The 16,075-nt window shown below is 31.2% G+C and carries 13 protein-coding genes; 5 read left to right on the top strand and 8 right to left on the bottom strand.

Annotated features, from left to right (window positions below; all coding sequences use genetic code 11):
- The first annotated feature begins 69 nt into the window (after positions 1-69).
- A complete protein-coding gene (locus tag B3R94_RS13310; RefSeq protein WP_280037607.1) occupies positions 70-606 on the top strand; it encodes a hypothetical protein in 537 nt (178 codons plus the stop codon).
- 48 nt (positions 607-654) lie between these two features.
- Here the strand turns inward: B3R94_RS13310 and uvrA are convergent, their stop codons facing one another.
- Both uvrA and B3R94_RS13300 read right to left on the bottom strand, forming a co-directional pair.
- Positions 655-3,480 carry an excinuclease ABC subunit UvrA gene (gene uvrA / locus B3R94_RS13305; RefSeq protein ID WP_280037606.1) on the bottom strand — a complete coding sequence of 942 codons (2,826 nt, stop codon included), beginning with the start codon at positions 3,478-3,480 and terminating at the stop codon, positions 655-657.
- 86 nt (positions 3,481-3,566) lie between these two features.
- A complete protein-coding gene (locus B3R94_RS13300) occupies positions 3,567-4,604 on the bottom strand; it encodes a GyrI-like domain-containing protein (protein ID WP_219034942.1) in 1,038 nt (345 codons plus the stop codon).
- Between the two features lie 104 nt (positions 4,605-4,708).
- Here B3R94_RS13300 and B3R94_RS13295 point away from each other — a divergent pair, with 104 nt between their 5' ends.
- Both B3R94_RS13295 and gdhA read left to right on the top strand, forming a co-directional pair.
- Entirely contained in the window at positions 4,709-5,299 is a 591-nt protein-coding gene (locus tag B3R94_RS13295; RefSeq protein ID WP_180905983.1) for a DUF937 domain-containing protein, read from the top strand.
- A gap of 199 nt (positions 5,300-5,498) precedes the next feature.
- Positions 5,499-6,848: an NADP-specific glutamate dehydrogenase gene (gdhA, locus tag B3R94_RS13290; RefSeq protein WP_221854634.1), complete on the top strand. Its 1,350-nt coding sequence runs from the start codon at positions 5,499-5,501 to the stop codon at positions 6,846-6,848.
- 89 nt (positions 6,849-6,937) lie between these two features.
- Here gdhA and B3R94_RS13285 read toward each other — a convergent pair whose 3' ends face one another.
- Positions 6,938-7,615 carry a response regulator transcription factor gene (locus tag B3R94_RS13285; protein WP_125350247.1) on the bottom strand — a complete coding sequence of 226 codons (678 nt, stop codon included), beginning with the start codon at positions 7,613-7,615 and terminating at the stop codon, positions 6,938-6,940.
- Entirely contained in the window at positions 7,605-8,927 is a 1,323-nt protein-coding gene (locus B3R94_RS13280; RefSeq protein ID WP_125350246.1) for a sensor histidine kinase, read from the bottom strand. The genes B3R94_RS13285 and B3R94_RS13280 overlap by 11 nt, the downstream gene beginning before the upstream one ends.
- Before the next feature lie 122 nt (positions 8,928-9,049).
- Here B3R94_RS13280 and B3R94_RS13275 point away from each other — a divergent pair, with 122 nt between their 5' ends.
- The gene (locus tag B3R94_RS13275; RefSeq protein ID WP_291101411.1) at positions 9,050-11,416 is read left to right on the top strand and encodes an outer membrane beta-barrel family protein; all 2,367 of its coding nucleotides are present in this window, start codon (positions 9,050-9,052) and stop codon (positions 11,414-11,416) included.
- 49 nt (positions 11,417-11,465) lie between these two features.
- Positions 11,466-11,924, top strand: coding sequence for a GNAT family N-acetyltransferase (locus B3R94_RS13270; protein ID WP_291101408.1), 459 nt, complete (start codon positions 11,466-11,468; stop codon positions 11,922-11,924).
- Positions 11,925-11,952: 28 nt separating this feature from the next.
- Here the strand turns inward: B3R94_RS13270 and B3R94_RS13265 are convergent, their stop codons facing one another.
- The 4 genes from B3R94_RS13265 to B3R94_RS13250 all read right to left on the bottom strand — a co-directional run.
- Complete coding sequence (locus tag B3R94_RS13265) at positions 11,953-12,129, bottom strand: hypothetical protein (protein WP_286496092.1); 177 nt, start codon at positions 12,127-12,129, stop codon at positions 11,953-11,955.
- Between the two features lie 17 nt (positions 12,130-12,146).
- The gene (locus tag B3R94_RS13260) at positions 12,147-12,896 is read right to left on the bottom strand and encodes an SDR family NAD(P)-dependent oxidoreductase (protein WP_291101405.1); all 750 of its coding nucleotides are present in this window, start codon (positions 12,894-12,896) and stop codon (positions 12,147-12,149) included.
- Between the two features lie 4 nt (positions 12,897-12,900).
- Complete coding sequence (locus B3R94_RS13255) at positions 12,901-13,104, bottom strand: hypothetical protein (RefSeq protein ID WP_291101402.1); 204 nt, start codon at positions 13,102-13,104, stop codon at positions 12,901-12,903.
- Between the two features lie 2,602 nt (positions 13,105-15,706).
- Positions 15,707-16,075: carbonic anhydrase (locus B3R94_RS13250; RefSeq protein ID WP_291101399.1), on the bottom strand; the 369-nt coding region annotated here is incomplete at its 5' end.

Here is a 16,075-nt window from a genome sequence, read left to right as displayed (position 1 = left end):
ATGAGACAAATTTATAGTGGTTTTTTCAATTAGAGCCATTTTTAAAAGTTAAAAATTAATTAAATTTCTATGAAAAAGTTTCTTTTATTTATCATTTCTTTAACCCTAAGCAATACTGCTTTTTCTCAAATTAATCAAAATCAAACGCTTAATAATAATTGGCGTTTTGGAGGTGGTTTGGGACTATCTTTTGGGAATAACAGTTATTTTGGGTTTAATATTTCTCCAAGTGTTGGATATATGGTTGCAAACAATTTAGAATTGGGTGCGACAGCAGGTTATCAGTATGCGAAAGATGACTATGTAAAGCAAAATTTGTTTAATGTTGGTCCTTACATTAACTTTTTTCCAATCGAAAACATTTTCTTGAGAGCCAATTATATGTACTACACAGGAAAACAAAAGTACAACGATCGTACGCCATATTACAACAGTATTTATGAAACTGACATGGACGAATCTGCGTTATGGTTGGGAGCTGGATATCAATCGAGTGGACCAGTAAGATTTCAAGCTGGTGTGATGTACAATGTTTTATATAAAGAAAACGAAAGTATATTTTCTTCAGGATTACAACCTTTTATGGGTGTTTCAATCGGATTATAAGTCATAAAAAAAAGTCCATCTAACAATTGTTAGATGGACTTTTTTTATTTATTTCAATTCGTCTTTTAAGAATTTTCCTGTTACACTTTTCGGATTCTTAATGATTTCTTCTGGCGTTCCTTCTGCCACAATTTTTCCACCTTTACTCCCTCCGTCTGGACCAATATCAATCACATAATCAGCTAATTTTATCACATCCAAATTATGTTCGATAATGATAACAGTATTTCCAAATTCTACAATTTTATTGATTACTTTCATCAACACATTTACATCTTCAAAATGCAAACCTGTTGTGGGTTCATCTAAAATATAAATTGTTTTTCCTGTTTGTTTTTTGGCTAATTCTGTTGCTAATTTCACACGTTGCGCCTCTCCTCCACTCAATGTTGTAGACTGCTGACCAAGCGTGATGTAACCCAAACCTACATCTTGCAACATTTTGACATAACGATATATTTTCGGAATCGCTTCAAAGAATTCTACCGCTTCATTTACCGTCATTTCTAACACATCCGAAATCGATTTTCCTTTGTAACGAACCTCCAACGTTTCACGATTAAAACGTTTACCATTACATGTTTCACATTCGACATGAATATCTGGTAAAAAATTCATTTCAATCACACGCAAACCTGCTCCCTGACAAGTTTCACAACGTCCACCTTTTACATTAAATGAAAAACGTCCAGGCTTGTAACCTCTAATTTTGGCTTCAGGTAAATTTGTAAACAACGTACGAATATCAGAGAAAATTCCCGTATAAGTCGCAGGATTAGAACGAGGTGTACGACCAATTGGCGATTGATCCACTTCGATTACTTTATCCAAATGTTCTAAACCTTCGATTTTTTTATAAGGCATCGGATCTTTTTCTGCTCTAAAAAAATGTTGATTCAGAATTCTGTACAATGTTTCATTAATCAACGTTGATTTTCCAGAACCCGAAACACCCGAAACCACAACCAATTCACCCAAAGGAATGGTAAGATTTACATTTTTTAGATTATTTCCTGATGCACCAAAAAGTTTCAATTCTAATCCATTACCTTTTCTTCGTTCTTTTGGAACTTCGATTTGTAACTGATTGTTTAAGTATTTTGATGTTAATGTATTTGATTTTAACATTTGTTCTGGTTCACCTTCCCAAACAATTTGACCACCATTTTTTCCTGCTTTTGGTCCAACATCAACCACATAATCTGATTCCAAAATCATGTCTTTATCATGTTCTACAACCAAAACCGAATTTCCGATATCGCGCAATTTCTTCAACGAATCTATCAATCTAACATTATCGCGTTGATGCAAACCAATACTTGGCTCATCTAAAATATACAACACATTCACCAATTGAGAACCAATTTGCGTTGCCAAACGAATTCGCTGTGCCTCGCCTCCAGAAAGTGTTCTAGAAGAACGATTAAGGCTCAAATAATCCAATCCTACATCCAATAAAAAGGATAAACGCGTATAAATTTCTTTCAGGATCTCGTGCGCAATTTGTTGTTGATTCGACGTCATCGAAACTGGTGCATTTTCAATCCATTTTTGTAACGATTGAAGATCCATTTCCGCAACTTCACCAATATTTTTTTCATCGATACGAAAGAAAAGTGATTCTTTTTTAAGACGTTTCCCTTCGCAACTTGGACAAATAACTTTCTTTCCAAACTTTTTGCTAATCGAACTTGAAGACGGATTATTTTTATCTTCCATAATTTCAGAAAGAAATTCATTCAATCCTTCAAAATCGATTTTATATGTTTTTTTAACTGATGCAAATTTAAGATCAACATTTAAGGTTTCTTTCAAACCATTCATCACATCATCAATCAATGCTTGAGGAAGTTTTTTGAACGCTACTTTTTCGTCTACATTATGTTTGACAAAAATCGCTTCCAATTGTTTTTCTATTCGAGAAGATGATTTTAACGTCTCAAATAATTCTTCCAAATTATCAAACAACGATTTATCTTGATCTTGAAATAATTTTTCGTGATTTACCACTTTCAACTCACCTAAACCTGTACACGTCGGACAAGCACCTTTTGGTGAATTGAACGAAAATGTATTCGGTTCTGGCAACGCATATGACATTCCTGTCGACGGACACATCAACGAACGAGAAAAGAATTTCGTTTCATTGGTTTCGTAATCCAAAATCATCGTAATCCCATTACCTTGTTGCATTGCATGATCGATACTTGAACGCAAACGTTGATCATTCACCTTATCATTCAACAACATTTTGTCCACCATCAATTCGATATCATGCGTTTTGTAACGATCTAACATCATTCCAGGCGTAATATCTTGCAACTTGCCATCAATGCGCATTTCAAGAAAACCTTTTTTAGAATATGTTACAAAAACTTCTCGATAATGACCTTTTCTTGAACGTACAATTGGCGCTAAAATCGCAATTTTCTTCTCGCTGTATTGTGTTCGAATCAACTCAATAATTTGCTCTTCTGTGTAAGCAACCATTTGTTCATTTGTTTCGACTGAAAAAGCCGTAGAAGCACGCGCATACAACAAACGAAGAAAATCATAAATTTCTGTAATTGTACCAACAGTGGAACGCGGATTTTTATTGGTCGTTTTTTGCTCAATTGCAATAACAGGCGACAAACCATCAATTTTATCAACATCTGGACGTTCTAAACCTCCCAAAAATTGACGTGCATAAGCTGAAAAAGTTTCGATATAACGACGTTGTCCTTCTGCATAAATCGTATCAAAAGCCAACGAAGATTTCCCACTTCCACTTAAACCCGTGATTACCACAAGCTCGTTTCGAGGAATCTTTACATCAATATTTTTTAGATTATGTTCACGTGCACCGTAAACTTCAATAAAATCTTTGTCCATGTTCGTTTGTAAGAAGTTGCAAAAATACAAAAAAAGCCACATTACTGTGGCTAAGTGTACTTTAAAAATTGTTAATTCTTAAGTATTTATTGTTTTTTAATTGGTATATAAATTCGAGAAATTAGTTTTAAACTATCTGTTTCCTTCGGATCATTTAACATAATTTCTAATTGTTTTGTATCCAATTGTAATTTTTTAGATTTTGCATAATTCTTCATTTTCTCGATTGTTTGCGCACGTTTAGAACGAGGTCCTAAATGCAATGTTAACAAATAATCTCCACCAGGAACAACCACTTTTTTCATCTCTTTTTGTAAAGGCAAATCTTCTATTAATTGTATTCCAGCAAAAAATGTTGTCTTATCTTTTTCTTTATCAAAATCAGTAAAATAGACATATGGGAAACCTAAATCGAAATCAAAACCACCTTCATCTTTATTCATTAACGATTTATAAATCACCTCAAAAGCACCATCTACTTTATCCATTATATCTTTTTCCGCTAAACTTGATTGTTTACGAATCGCTAATAAATTTGTTCGACCTAATTCTACAATTCGATATTCACCATAATTCAATCGTCCTTCTTTTTGATCCTTATCTAATCTAACTTTCACTTTTTGATTTAGGTTATCCAAAGATTTTTCAAATTTAGATTCAGGATTTTTGAAAAAAGCAAAATAGCGGTAGAAATAAGGAATTTCTTGACTTAAATAATTCAATTTTGCAGTTGTTTTCCCATTTTCTTGTTGTTCAAATTTGACATTCAAACTATCTAATTTTTCCCAACCATCATATTTTATCGTATAATTAACGAAACGATTAATCGAAAAATTTTCAATCGTTACTTTTCCTGAAGCAATTGAAGCATCTTCTGAATCCCATATCATATAATTTTCGTCCTCTTCTTTTGTATTCGAAAATTTCTTGATTGTCAAAGAATCCGAAGCTGTAAATTGTTGCCATTTCGAGAATTGACGAAGATTATAAAATTCGTCGTACACCAAACCAACAGGTGCATCAAATTCATATTGCATTTCTTCGTCGAAACGATTCGGTAAAACGATTGGTAATAAAGCCAAAACCGCAATAATGATTACTAAAAAAAGATTTATTTGTTTCATTTACAAAATTGATTGTACAAAAATAGAAATACTTTGTAGGACTCTTAATATTAATCTGAATTAATCTTTTAAAAATAGTATATTTGAGTAAATAATATAAACTTATGGACTTTACTAATTTAATTCAAGGAGCAATGGGACAACAAATTGTTGGTTCTGCTGCAAAACAATTAGGGATTAATGAATCTCAAGCTCAAACTGCTGTTGCAGCAGCTGTACCTTTTTTATTGTCTGCTTTAAATAAAAATGCACAAGGCGGAGGTGCTGAAGGAATTTCGAATGCTTTGAATCAACATGACGGGAGTATTTTGGATAATCTTTCTGGATTTTTAGGTCAAGGAGGAAACCAACAAGATGGATTAGGAATTTTAGGTCACGTTTTAGGAAATAAACAACAAAATGTAGAATCTGCAATTTCTCAACAATCTGGATTGAATACAGCACAAGTTACTCAAATTTTAGCGTTAGTTGCGCCAATTGTAATGGGCTACTTGGGTAAACAAAAACAATCTGCTGGATTAGATTCAAATGGGATTGCTGGTTTATTAGGCGGTTTAGTTGGTGGTTCTACAACTCAAACAAACCAAAGCGGAGTAAATTTAGGAGGTTTCGAAAAATTGTTAGATCAGGATGGTGATGGACAATTAGGAATTGGAGATGCCATGAGTTTATTGGGTGGATTTTTCAAAAAATAAGTCTTGTCTTAAACTGAATAAAAATACAAAATTTATTAAGCAGGAAATTTTCCTGCTTTTTTTGTTTCAAAAATTATCAACCTATATATTCTAAGTATTCGAAATTATCAAATTCATAAATATTAAAAGTTTGATTTAAAAAATATATTATTTTATTTGTTATTTATTATAATTTTATCAACAATAAAACACAAATAGCATGGATACTTTATTTTACTCAGAAAAATTCATTCAAAGAATTAAATCAAAAAACCCTAACGAAAAAGAATTTTTACAAGCAGTTGAAGAAGTTTCCGAAACCATTTTACCATTTGTAGAAGAAAACCCTAAATACAAAAAGTTCAAAATTCTTGAAAGAATTGCAGAACCAGAACGTATTATTCAATTTAGAGTAACTTGGGTTGATGATAAAGGCGAAATCCAAATCAACAAAGGTTATCGTGTACAAATGAATTCTGCGATTGGTCCTTATAAAGGTGGTTTGCGCTTTCATCCATCTGTTAATCTTTCTATTCTTAAATTCTTAGCTTTTGAACAAGTTTTCAAAAACAGCTTGACAACTTTACCTATGGGTGGCGGAAAAGGTGGTTCTGATTTTGATCCAAAAGGAAAATCGGACATGGAAATTATGCGCTTCTGCCAATCTTTTATGAGCGAATTATCTCGTCATATTGGTGCAGATGTCGATGTTCCTGCTGGTGATATTGGCGTTGGAGGACGAGAAATTGGTTATTTATTTGGTCAATACAAACGAATGCGAAACGAATTTACAGGTGTTTTAACTGGAAAAGGATTAGAATATGGTGGCTCTTTGATTCGCCCAGAAGCTACTGGTTATGGTTTATTATATTTTGTAGAATGTATGTTAGCCGAAAAAAAAGAAACCTTAAAAGGAAAAACAGTTTCTATTTCTGGTTCTGGAAATGTTGCACAATATGCTGCTGAAAAGTCTCTGGAATTAGGCGCAAAAGTGGTTACACTTTCTGATTCTTCTGGATATATTTATGATGAAGACGGTTTTGATACAGAAAAACTAAATGTCATTTTCAAAATTAAGAATGATGATTACGATAGAATTTCAAAGTATGTTGATTATTATCCAAACGCTAAATTTTTCTCCGACCAAAATCCTTGGAAAGTTCCTTGTGATATAGCTTTGCCATGTGCAACACAAAACGAATTGGATTTACAAGATGCGCAAACTTTACATCTCAATGGTTGCAAATTGGTTGCCGAAGGTGCTAATATGCCAACAACTCCCGAAGCGGTTCATTATTTTTTGGATCATCAAATTTTATACGGTCCTGGAAAAGCTGCGAATGCTGGTGGTGTTGCAACTTCTGGATTGGAAATGTCTCAAAATTCGATCCGTCAAAATTGGAACAGAGAAAAAGTAGATTATCGATTAAAAGAAATTATGATAAAAATTCATCACCAATGTAAAAAATATGGAAAAGGTGAATTTCAAGAAAATATAAATTATTACAAAGGCGCTAATATAGCTGGTTTCGTAAAAGTTGCCGATGCTATGATTGCTCAAGGAATATAAAAATCCATTTATAAAATTCGGTTCCCTTTACTGAATTTAGAATTCAATTGTTTGTTATTAAAGCTGGACTTCTGTTCAGCTTTATTTTTTTAGAGTGGAAAATTAATTTTAAAACCAATACCTCGAACAGATTCAAATTTTATCATTTCGTCGTTCTGAAAATATTTGCGCAAACGTGTCATAAAAACATCCAAACTTCTACCCATAAAATAATCGTTTTCACCCCAAATTTTTTCTAAAATCTCTTTACGACTCACTAATTTTTGATTATTCTGAATCAAGAAACTCAACAATTCTGCTTCTTTTTCTGTTAACTGAAATTTTTCTTCTTGATAAGATAATTGCAATTGATTTGGAAGAAAAACATAAGCTCCAATTTTAATCAATTCTTCTAAAACAGGTTGATTTCGCTTCAAAATATTTTTTATTCGCAAGACCAATTCTTCAGGATCGCAAGGTTTTGTGATATAATCATCTGCACCTAATTTCAAACCTAAAACACGATCAAAACTTTGCGCCTTAGCAGTCAAAAATAAATATGGAATTGTAATGGTTTCGGCTAATTTTTTCGCCAAAGAAAAACCATCAATTTCGGGTAACATGACATCAAAAATGATTAATTGAGCTGATTCCAACGATTCTATTTCCTTCAATAGTTTTTGTGGATGATCAAACCAAGTCACTTCAAAATCAGAAAATTCTAGATATTGTTTGAGAACAGTTCCCAAATCTTGATCATCTTCTACTAAAATTAATTTAGTTTTCATTCGGCAAAATGATTAAAAATTGAACACCTTTGTCTTTATTATTCTGAACGTTAATTGTTCCTAAATATCGTTCGATTGTATTCTTGACCAAAAATAATCCAACACCCAAACCGCTTACATTTTGGTTAATAGAACGATTCACACGATAATATTTATCAAAAATAAGAGGCAAATCATTGGTTGGAATTCCAATTCCATTATCCGAAAAATTCAATGTTATTTTTTTTTGAAATTTAAAATCTAATACAATTTCAGTAGCTCCATATTTGACTGAATTTTCAATTAAATTCTGAGCAATTTGTTTAAAATCGTTTGTTTTCAGTACATTATTTTTCTCGAAAATACTTTGATTAATAAGTTTAATTTCTGGATATTGAAGTTGAATCTTTTGGATAATTTCATTCAAAATAACCTCATCTAACAATTCAGAATTTTCGTCATTTTTTACAAAAATAGAATCAACAGTTTGCTCCAAACGATTAATTTGTCTGTTCATCATTTGTTGCGTTTCTGGATGTTGAACTTGATGCAAAGCAAATTTCATCGTCGTAATTGGCGTATTCAATTCATGCGCAATAGAGTCTATTGTCAAATGTAATTGATTGATTTTTTCTTCTTGTTTCGATAAATTTTTAAGACTTTTCCAATACAAAAAGACAATTAATCCAACAATCAACAAACTCACAATGATTAAAGGAATAATTTTCTTGAGAATTAAAAATTTCAAATTCAGCAATTCAAAATCTGTCTTTCCTCTAATTTTATATTTATGGCGTTCATTTTTATTAATTCCTAAATCAGAATCTGTTTGATTACTAATATCATCCGATGACCAAACACTTTGATTAATATTAGTTGGTTTCGCAATTTTATTTGTCGTTTCGTAAATCACATACTTTTTCTTTGGCAATAGTTCTTTATGATTCAATTCATCATAAACCGAATAAACATCTGTACGAAGTGCTATTTCAAAATTATTTTCCTTAGAATAAACGTCTAATAGAGAATCTACAATTGGCGTATAAATCTCATAATTATAATCTACTTTCGTTCGAATTATTTGTAATTCATCAAACTGTTTTTTTTCATCATGATTCAGTTTTTTGAAATAATCTAAAATCTTATCATCATTAGAATCTGTTTCATATTTTGACATAAAATTCATCACTTTAACTCCAATTTCACACGCCTCTTTATTCATATCTTTCTCAATCAATCGATACAAATTGTAGATATAATACCCTTGCAATGCAACCAAAACGATCAATGCAAAAGAGAAAATAAATGTATAATGTTTTTTAGATAATTTCATAAGCTTTCCATCAATTCAAAAATACATTGTTTTCGCACATAAATTACACATTAACTCATCGTTAACCGTTCATTAACCAAGTAAAATCGAAACTTGAAAGAGATTTGTTAAAAATCTGAACCATGAAAATAGTAATAACATTTTTTCTGCTACTTCCAAATTTAATTTTTGCACAAATTATTTCTGGAAAAATTATCGATGAGCAAAATCAACCAATCAAAAATAGTTCTATTGAAGTTGAAATTCCTTCACAAGATCCAATTGTAGCTGAATCGAATGAAAATGGCGAATTTAATTTTGAGCTTCATCAAGCACAATCATTTACAATTTACATTAAAGAATTTGGTTACCAAGAATTTGAAAAGACATATCAAGCTAACTCAGAAAACTCTTTGATTATTACGCTTCAAAAAGATGAAACAATTAACTTAAAAGACGTTGTTTTTTCTAGTCAAAAACCTTTGTTGAAACGAAAAATTGATCGAATAGAATTTAATGTCGAAAATACGCCTTTGCAAAATTTAAGTGCTTGGGATATCGTGAAAAACACGCCAAATGTTCTTCTAAAAAATGAACAGTTAAGTGTGAGAGGAAATACGCAAATTTTAGTCACAATTAATGATAAAAAAACATTAATGTCCCAAGATGATTTGAAACAATTGTTGGAAAATACTGATGGTGCAACAGTTTCTTCGGTTGAAGTCATTACCAATCCGCCTGCAAAATATGAAGCTTCTGGAAGCGCGATTATAAATATTAAAATGAAGAAAAATGTGCTTTCTGGTTACAAAGGACAAATTGCGACACGTTATCATCAATCTATTTATAGCAAAGGAATGCTGGGTACTACCCAATCTTACAATACAGAAAAATGGCAATTGACAGGAAGTTATTATTTTGTGAATGGAAAATATGTTCGCAAGAATTTTGATGTAACAACTTATGAAAAAGATCAGACACGCTGGGAAAGTGACATGATTCGTCGAACAGTTGCGAAACAACAACATATTTACAACTTTGCTTCTCAATATTCAATTGATAGTTTACAGAATTTTCAGTTTGGAATAAATGGTTCTAGAAATCCTGCTTCAATTGGGAATTATAACGTTCCAACAAATATTTACAATACAACAAATAATCAACTTGAATCATTTTACAAAACACAAAATCATCGTCGCGAAGCTTCGAATAATTTTAATACGTATTTGGTTTATGATAAAAAATTCGGGCAACATAATTTGACATGGAGCAACAATTTTAGTCATCGTTATTACAAAGAAAATCAAGATGTTTTAACAAAATTGAATTTCAAGGATAAACTTTATGAAGAAAATCGTTTTTTGAGCGCGGCACTTCAAAAATTGAATCTATTTTCTACACAAATTGATTATAGTTTGATCGAAGAAAATTATGGTTTGGAAGCTGGAGCGAAATATAGTTTTGTGAAGAATGATAATGATTTAGATTTCTTTGAGTCGATTCAAAATCAAATCGAATATCAACCCGAAAAAAGTAATATTTTTGATTACAAAGAACAGATTTTTGCGTTGTATATTTCTGGAAATTACAAATGGAAAAAATGGGAAGCAAAAGCTGGTTTGAGATCTGAAACAGCTCTTATAAATACGATTTCTGATAATCCAATTAGCCAAAATAAACGAACAAACACCGATCTTTTTCCAACTTTATACGTCATGTATAATTTTGAAAATGCGGGACAAATTGGTTTGAATTATGGAAAAAGAATTGATCGACCTAATTATAATTTCTTGAATCCTTCAAAATCATATTACAATCTATTTTCTTATTTTCAGGGCGATGCCAATGCGATTTCTACTATTATCCACAATTTGAGTTTATCCTACACCTTGAAAGATTGGAATTTCGAAGCCTATTATCGATACGAGAAAAATCCAGCGATGGAAATTTCTATTCAAAATCCTGAAACTTTTGAAACGGTTTATCATTTTACTAACATCAAAAATGGAGAAGCTTTTGGAGCTAATCTTTCGAAAAATTTCAATCTAAAATCGTGGTGGAAACTGAATTTATTTGCGATGGGAGAATATAATCAAAACTATTATTTTGGTCCAGATAATCTGCAATACAAAAACGATGTCTTTTTTTATCACCTTTCATTGAGCACGCAATTGGATTTAGACAAAGCAAAAACATTTAATATTTCGACAGGATATCAATATAATTCGAAGGCAATTCAAGGTTCGTTTGATATTAGTTCTTCTCAAAATACATATTTGATTTTAAACAAAAAAATATGGGATAAACGTTTTGAAATTGGTTTGGTTTTCAATGATATTTTTAAAACTGATCGCAATACGATTTCTACGAAATACGCAAACCAAAATCAATATTTCAAAGATTATCGCGATACACAATATTTTATGTTGAATTTGAAATACAATTTCGGAAACCAGAAAGTAAAAGAAGCGAAACAAGCGGAAAAAACTGCAGAACAAAATAGAATTTAGCGTTACAAAAAAAACTTAAGTTTTATTAAATTTGAGCAAAAGAAATAATATGAATTCAATAAAAATCATTCGAACAAATTCTTCTAACAAAGATTTTCAAGAATTGGTAACAGAATTAGATAAAGATTTAGCGATAAGAAATGGCGAATTTCATTCTTTCTTTTCGCAATACAATAAAGTTGACAAAATAAATCACGTTGCTATCGCCTATTTAAAAGAAAAACCTGTTGGTTGTGGCGCTATAAAACATTATTATGATACAACGATGGAAGTGAAAAGAATGTATGTAAATCCTGATTTTAGAGGAAATAGAATTGCAGCTAAAGTTCTGAATGAGTTAGAAAATTGGGCAATCGAATTAAATTATGAACGATGTATTTTGGAAACCGGATTGAAACAACCCGAAGCAATCGCGTTGTATGAACGATGTGATTACACAAGAATCGAAAATTACGATCAATACAAAGACATCGAAGAAAGTGTTTGTTATGAAAAAATATTGAAATAGAAAAGCTGAGCGGTGCTCAGCTTTTTTATTATTTATTAGATTCTTTTACCATTTTGTTCATTTCGGATGCCGTAATTTCACCATCCATAATCATGTACATTTGTTGATCATCGCTGTTAATACTCATCAACACATTTTTAAAAACTTTCGCATTTGCATTTTCCGTTAAAAAGCGAATTTTACTTCCGTCCTTATTTATCGACATCAATTTTTCGAAATAGATTATTTTTTCAAGAAAACAGTTCCTCCAGCTTGCGCTTTTGGAAAGATTGTAACATCGGCAATTTGTACATGTTCTGGTTGTTGCAACAAATACTCTATTGCATTTGCAATATCCTCACCAACCAATGGCTCAAAACCTTTGTACACATTATCCGAAAGTTCTTGATTTCCTTTGAAACGAACCAAAGAAAATTCTGTTTCTACCGCTCCTGGCGCAATATTAGAAACTTTGATTCCGTAAGGTAATAAATCATAACGCATTCCTTTGCTCAACGATTCTACCGCCGCTTTCGACGCACAATATGTTCCTCCATTTGGATAAACTTCTTTTCCTGCAATCGACGAAAGGTTGATGATATGCGCATTTGATGATTGTTTAAGAATTGGAATAATTGCTTTCGAAACGTAAATTAATCCTTTTACATTGATGTCAATCATTGCTTCCAAATCCTCCAAATCAGCTGTATCAAAAGGTGCTAATCCGTGTGCATTTCCCGCATTATTGATTAAAACATCAATATTTTTCCACTCATTTTCTAAACTTTCTACTGCATTAAAAACAGCTTCCTTGTCTCGAACATCAAATTGAATGGTTTTTACGTCCGTAATTTTACTCAATTCTGCCTGAATTTCATCTAATCGTTCTTGACGACGCCCACACAAAATTAAACGATAATTTGGTGCTAATTTCTTTGCTGTCGCCATTCCTATGCCAGATGTTGCTCCGGTTATGAAGACTGTTCTTTTCATTTTCTTAAATAATTAAAAGTGCTTTTTTAAGACCGTCTAAGATACAAGCTAAAAAGAAATTAAAAAATGATTTATCCTGTTTTCGTTCGATATTTTCTACTTTTTCTTCTTTCATTTTTCCACGAGAATCATTCTTTACCGCTGCATTTCCAACTGCTGATAATAGTTTCCTTTTCGAACCATCATCACGCAAAACATTCACTTTCAAATTTTGATAATCTATTCCAAAATTTCCACCAGCGACTTTATCATTTCCATCAAAATTAAATTTTATTTGATTNNATATTAAATTTCTCTGAACGATTCATTGGATTAAATGTCCAATTTGCACGCAAATCTCCATTCATAAATTCTGAACGCCAATCAACATTTACATCTGGTAACGATTTTTTACGATAACCCGAATTGACATTTTTAACCGTCGCATTTATAGATGAAAACGTCAATTGTCCTGTTCCGATACTTTTTTCAGTTTCTTCCTCATATTCTAATTTAGAGTTGACCAATTGCAATTGTTTCACCCCTAAATCAAATTTCATTTCGCGTAATTTTTGTGAAAACATTGTTTTACGTTTTGTGTCATCAGGCGGAACCAAACTTCTATAAATATTTGCATAAAGCTGGTTCAATTTTATTTGATTCGCTTTCAAAAAGAAATCTTTGGATGGAGAAATTCCCCACTGAATTCCATTTCCTTGTAATTGATTGACAGAAACAGTGTATAAATCGGCTTGTTTATCTAATGAAGCTGTATATGCTTTTCGAGAAAGTTTTGGCGTTAATTTTAATTGATTCAACGTCAAGTTTCCATTCTGAAATTGCAAAGCTCCAGTATTCATCTTATACGTTTTTCCTAAATCGAAATCAATTCCCGAAGATTTCAGTAATACAGATTTATAAGAAAAAGGAATCGCTTCTTGAATTGTTTTTGGATCAACATTAATTTGATTAAACGCTAACTGAATTTGCTTCAATGTTAAATTCGGCGTTTTTTGTTGATAAGGAATCACATCTAAATGTCCATTTACCAACGAAATTTTATCAACTTTTATAACATCATTAAACTCTTTTGAGGTTTTTCCTTCGCGCTGCGCCACTCGTCTTGGCTGTCCATAAATTGTAAATTTTGGATTTTTGAAAATAACATGATTAACATGAAGTTCTTTCCCATAATCATTTTTCAATCCTAAAACCGTCAAATTAACATTATTGAAATCAAATTTTTGTGAAGCAATAAATCGAGATTGCTTGATTTGAATCGTATCAATTCCAAGATTAAAATTAATCAAGAACTTTTCTGTTGCTTTTTCAACTTTCTTCGCAATAACTTTTTCATTCTTTTGATCGATGATTTTCACATTTACCTCATCCAATTTGATTGAATTTGTATGAAAATAAAAATCACCATTTTTTATTCCCCAACTGTTATTATTCAACGTCAAAATTGGCGCTTCGACATCTAATAATGTATTTGATTTAGTATAATTTTGATTAAATTGATTTTTTGAAATTAATGGTTTCATTTTGAAATTTTTCAGAATCAATTTCTTTTCAGTTAAATCAAAATTAGATGCTGTTAAGGTATGCATTTCATTCAATCGATAATACATCGAATCCAACTTAATACGAAAAGTTTTATAATCAATCGGAATATCATTTGTGCGTGTCAACGCATTCATTTTTATTCCTTCGATATTTAACGCCACATTATTTATTGCATATTTTACCGTTTTTGCATTCGAGTAGAGTGAACGAATTTTACCGTTTTCTATTTGCAACTTTTTGATATTAATTAACTCCGCATCTTCCGTTTTTATGCTTACTTTTTTGATTGATTCTTTCTCAACTTTATTCTCTGGTTTAGCAGAAATAATGGTAATTTTTGGCTTTTTGAATTTAATTAAATCTGTTTTAAAATATAATTTATCTTCTGAAGTAAATCCCCAATCCATCTTAGAAAGCGAAAGAAGTGGCGATTCAATATCTAATAAATCATTTTCAGAATCGTTTTGAACGTACATTTTTCCGTTCATTTTAAGTGGTTTCATCAAGAAATTATCCAACTCAAAATCAGTTTCATTAAAACGAACTTTTCGTGCTCTAATCAATTGTTGATCTTTAACCACAAAAAACATCGAATCTAATTTAATATCAAAAGCAGAATATCTGAACGGAATTTTTTTGTCCGCTGTTCGCTCATTGAAACGAACGCCATCAAAATCGATCGAAAAATTAGAAACATTTGCAATATGTTTTTTTCCTGATTGAGAATACAAATTAAACTCGCCATTGTTGATATTCACATTGGAAACATCTATACTTTGCCCAACTTTGGATTGTGCTGTATCTTTTTTGATCGAATCTTTTTTCTCTTTGAGATAATAATTTACAGAAGGATTATTGATGTTGATTGAATATGCTGCAACTTCTTTTTTGGTAATTAATTTTATAAAATTGATACCGACAACATTTATTTCTTTGACTTTTCCTGTTGCGTCAATCGAATCCTTTATCAACAAAGAATCTTTTGGAGAAACTTCGACATTTTTTAGCGATAAAGATGAATTAAAAATAGAAAAGCTCAAATCTTCGTAAGTCAGATTATAAGCCGTATCGTTTTTTTCTGCAATGATTTTTGGAAGTCGATCATTCAGAAAATAGGAGATGTAAAAACTTAAAATAAAAAGTACCGCAATAATTGAAATTAATGCGATACCGATTCTTTTTATCCAACGGTTGTTAATCATTGATATAGTTTGGTTAACAGTGTTAAAAACAATTATTATACCAAATATAACAAAATGTTAAATTTATTCGTTGATATCGTAAATTTCTTTGATATTTTCTAAGATTTTATCGAAGTTTAAATTCAAATCAATTAATTTTCCAGTAAACAAATCGAACACCCAACCGTGTACTTCCAATCCATTTTCCATTGCACGTTGTACAAAAGGATTTTTTACCACATTTACACATTGTTCTTGTACATTTAGCTCTACCAAACGGTTGTAACGCATTCCTTCGTTTTCGATTGCATTCAATTCTTCTGAATGTAAACGATAAACATCACGAATATTACGCAACCAAGGATTCATAATTCCTAAATCTTTCGGAATCATTGCAGATTTAATCCCACCACAATTATAATGTCCACAAACTACAATATGTTTCACTTTTAG

It is taken from the genome of Empedobacter sp. UBA7611 (genome assembly GCF_002484365.1).
Taxonomy (GTDB): domain Bacteria; phylum Bacteroidota; class Bacteroidia; order Flavobacteriales; family Weeksellaceae; genus Empedobacter; species Empedobacter falsenii_B.
The sequence above is the reverse complement of the archived record's forward strand: the minus strand, read 5'-3'. Positions and strand labels throughout refer to the sequence as shown.

What these genes read in the sequence shown, in the direction of transcription:
- B3R94_RS13310 (WP_280037607.1), top strand. Translation starts at nt 70, where the DNA reads ATGAAAAAGTTTCTTTTATTTATCATTTCTTTAACCCTAAGCAATACT.
- uvrA (WP_280037606.1), bottom strand. Translation starts at nt 3,480, where the DNA reads ATGGACAAAGATTTTATTGAAGTTTACGGTGCACGTGAACATAATCTA.
- B3R94_RS13300 (WP_219034942.1), bottom strand. Translation starts at nt 4,604, where the DNA reads ATGAAACAAATAAATCTTTTTTTAGTAATCATTATTGCGGTTTTGGCT.
- B3R94_RS13295 (WP_180905983.1), top strand. Translation starts at nt 4,709, where the DNA reads ATGGACTTTACTAATTTAATTCAAGGAGCAATGGGACAACAAATTGTT.
- gdhA (WP_221854634.1), top strand. Translation starts at nt 5,499, where the DNA reads ATGGATACTTTATTTTACTCAGAAAAATTCATTCAAAGAATTAAATCA.
- B3R94_RS13285 (WP_125350247.1), bottom strand. Translation starts at nt 7,615, where the DNA reads ATGAAAACTAAATTAATTTTAGTAGAAGATGATCAAGATTTGGGAACT.
- B3R94_RS13280 (WP_125350246.1), bottom strand. Translation starts at nt 8,927, where the DNA reads ATGAAATTATCTAAAAAACATTATACATTTATTTTCTCTTTTGCATTG.
- B3R94_RS13275 (WP_291101411.1), top strand. Translation starts at nt 9,050, where the DNA reads ATGAAAATAGTAATAACATTTTTTCTGCTACTTCCAAATTTAATTTTT.
- B3R94_RS13270 (WP_291101408.1), top strand. Translation starts at nt 11,466, where the DNA reads ATGAATTCAATAAAAATCATTCGAACAAATTCTTCTAACAAAGATTTT.
- B3R94_RS13265 (WP_286496092.1), bottom strand. Translation starts at nt 12,129, where the DNA reads ATGTCGATAAATAAGGACGGAAGTAAAATTCGCTTTTTAACGGAAAAT.
- B3R94_RS13260 (WP_291101405.1), bottom strand. Translation starts at nt 12,896, where the DNA reads ATGAAAAGAACAGTCTTCATAACCGGAGCAACATCTGGCATAGGAATG.